The 2,292-nt window shown below is 41.9% G+C and carries 5 protein-coding genes; all 5 read right to left on the bottom strand.

The window, feature by feature from the left end:
* Nucleotides 1-118: 118 nt before the first annotated feature.
* On the bottom strand, nucleotides 119-349 hold the full coding sequence (locus ACUVJL_RS23430) for a hypothetical protein (protein WP_445248035.1): 231 nt from the start codon (nucleotides 347-349) through the stop codon (nucleotides 119-121).
* A gap of 659 nt (nucleotides 350-1,008) precedes the next feature.
* Nucleotides 1,009-1,326 carry a hypothetical protein gene (locus ACUVJL_RS23425; RefSeq protein ID WP_445248034.1) on the bottom strand — a complete coding sequence of 106 codons (318 nt, stop codon included), beginning with the start codon at nucleotides 1,324-1,326 and terminating at the stop codon, nucleotides 1,009-1,011.
* Nucleotides 1,326-1,694, bottom strand: coding sequence for a DUF7694 domain-containing protein (locus tag ACUVJL_RS23420; protein WP_445248033.1), 369 nt, complete (start codon nucleotides 1,692-1,694; stop codon nucleotides 1,326-1,328). The genes ACUVJL_RS23425 and ACUVJL_RS23420 overlap by 1 nt, the downstream gene beginning before the upstream one ends.
* 37 nt (nucleotides 1,695-1,731) lie before the next feature.
* Nucleotides 1,732-1,980: a hypothetical protein gene (locus ACUVJL_RS23415; RefSeq protein WP_445248032.1), complete on the bottom strand. Its 249-nt coding sequence runs from the start codon at nucleotides 1,978-1,980 to the stop codon at nucleotides 1,732-1,734.
* A 44-nt stretch (nucleotides 1,981-2,024) separates the two neighbouring features.
* Nucleotides 2,025-2,267, bottom strand: a complete 243-nt coding sequence (locus ACUVJL_RS23410; RefSeq protein ID WP_445248031.1) for a hypothetical protein — start codon at nucleotides 2,265-2,267, stop codon at nucleotides 2,025-2,027.
* Nucleotides 2,268-2,292: the final 25 nt, after the last annotated feature.

Below are 2,292 nucleotides of genomic sequence, written 5' to 3'. Positions count from 1 at the left end.
TCATCAAATATCCATTCTTATTAAGAAACCCTGAAAGCTTTTATTTTCGTACCTATTGAGAATCAAGCTGTTGATTTAGCGAAGGCTTTAATTCTAGAAGTCCTTCTGTGACTACGTTTCAGATACCTGAATCCTTACCTTTTGCCTCAGTAGCATTGGGATACTGGTTCTTTATTCCAGATATTGCCAGCCTTCGCACCGCTTGATTGAAAGCGCAAGTCCGTTGTACTTTTTGTTGGGGCGTTAACTGTCGCATTAGCTGGAACATCAGCACGTCAGCTTCAATGCTGGTATCGATAGATTGTGGCTTGTATCCTGATTTGACTGTGACTGTTGGTATTGGCGGCATGATGCAATCGAGTGAAACTGCATAGATTTCAAAATTATATTACAGAATACCTGTTTTTCAGACCGCTTTATAAAAAGGATATTTTTCCTGAATTATAATGAAATTATAACAATGAAAAGACTTGCTATATAGCGATTCTCAGATAAATGAGGTATACAGAAACCCTGTATTGTCAAGCTTTCCAGGTCAAAATTCGTACCTCACCTTTTTGAGAAAGGCTATAATGATGTCCCAACCCAAGGCGATAGTTACGTTACCAGAGCTACTAACCAGATGGTCAGGGTTAGACGTTAGTAATTGGAGTATTATGCTATCTTTGATTTTAAATTTGAATATATTCATCGCCCGATTAATTGTAGGGACACGGCATTACGGTGTTCTAACTCCTGCTGTATCGGCATCAATTACAAAAACTGCATTTCTATTGGGCATTTGAAAGCTCCTATTGCTAGGGTAAAGTTCAACTGGTCAATGTTATCTAGGCGGTGTCGAGGTCAGCCACACTGCCTAAACCCAAATCGGATGTTTAATGACTGACAGCAGAGCCGAGAACTGTTGAAGCATTCTCGGGTGCTGTGACCTGGATAAGGTAGCTCTCAAGGAACTTAGACGGGTCAACTATGGACTTGATTTCTCAAGCCCTCACTAGAATCTAAGATTTAGTCATGGGTGGTTGACGTTGCTGACTCCTTATTATTCAATGCCCAGTTTACTGCTTCGTTGAAAGCTTCATCAGTCGGCTCAGCTAAGAAACCGATCGAACAGAGCCATTTTAGTTGAATGTCTCGGCCACCCCGACATATTTTCGTGTTATTTGTACTATGACAAATGTGTTGCCCATTCCCCATCAAGTTTTCGTAGTATCTTGCCAAATCTGATAGAGATAGAAGTAATGGTTTTTCACCACTAAACGGACAAGTTTTGCATGGTTTCTGTTGAACCGGGTAGGTTCTCATGTCATTTGGATCGAGTGTCATTAAATTGTTCCTAGTTTCCGAAAATCAGGGATTGGTCGTTGGTCAAGGCATTGATAAAGGTGGAGGCAGAACTCATGAACATTTACCCATTCCGATCGAGGAGGCAGAATCTGAAGTGCCAAAGCGTCTGCACCCAAGAAAATCTCCTTGACTTTGACCAAATCTATCCAAGTTGGAACTGATTTTTTCCGAGACAGTGAGAGATGAACCCACGAATTGCCGTCTTTTTCGATCGCACAAGAAATTATTACAATCAAACCGTCACGACTTTTATAAGCTCCGCCATCATCACCGATCGCCTGAACTGACCAATTACACGGCAACTCTTCAGCAGTGGGTGGATTCCATTTAACAGTCGTAGATTTCATGAGACTGCCGGGAGCGACCCGGCTATGCGCTGATTAATTAGTGAGAAATTCCGCTCGGGGGTAGTTGTGAACTAACGACAGCACTGACTAAATCGCATTCAGATTGTTCTATTGCCTGATAAACTTCACTCAGTGCCTGAATAGCATCCGCCAAACCTAATTCATTTTGTGTGACAAAATTCTCGCTCTGTTCGAGCGCCTGATACTCTGGCTGTTTCTGCAAAAGTCGCAGATTTTCTTCAGTACCAGCAATGATTGATTTGATTTGTTCGACTGTAATTGTCATGACTGATTCTCCTTAAAGTTAAAATCTCAGAGCGAAGCATTAACTTAATCACGGTAGAGTTCAACCTCAATAATGGAACAATGAGGATTTTCAGAAGCCTGGTTCTCCTCAGTTAAGCGTAATTCAGCATCCGATCGAGTATCGAAGAATTCGGCTGCTTCAAACTCTTCAGACCATTTTCCTTTCATTCCGAGTAACCAGTAAACGCAGCCATATTCAGTAGCATCGCCAACCCAATAACTCGCCTTAAGAATCGCAAACTTGATTTCAGACTTAGGCTTAGACATAATTTAAGACCGGGAGCGACCCGGC

Origin of the sequence: Microcoleus sp. OTE_8_concoct_300 (assembly GCF_031383065.1) — a bacterium.
Classification (GTDB): domain Bacteria; phylum Cyanobacteriota; class Cyanobacteriia; order Cyanobacteriales; family Microcoleaceae; genus Microcoleus.
Note: the sequence above shows the minus strand (reverse complement) of the source record. Positions and strands in the feature narration are given on the sequence as shown.

Coding starts and splice junctions, on each gene's coding strand:
- ACUVJL_RS23420 (WP_445248033.1), bottom strand. CDS start 1,694: ATGAAATCTACGACTGTTAAATGGAATCCACCCACTGCTGAAGAGTTG.
- ACUVJL_RS23425 (WP_445248034.1), bottom strand. CDS start 1,326: ATGACACTCGATCCAAATGACATGAGAACCTACCCGGTTCAACAGAAA.
- ACUVJL_RS23410 (WP_445248031.1), bottom strand. CDS start 2,267: ATGTCTAAGCCTAAGTCTGAAATCAAGTTTGCGATTCTTAAGGCGAGT.
- ACUVJL_RS23430 (WP_445248035.1), bottom strand. CDS start 349: ATGCCGCCAATACCAACAGTCACAGTCAAATCAGGATACAAGCCACAA.
- ACUVJL_RS23415 (WP_445248032.1), bottom strand. CDS start 1,980: ATGACAATTACAGTCGAACAAATCAAATCAATCATTGCTGGTACTGAA.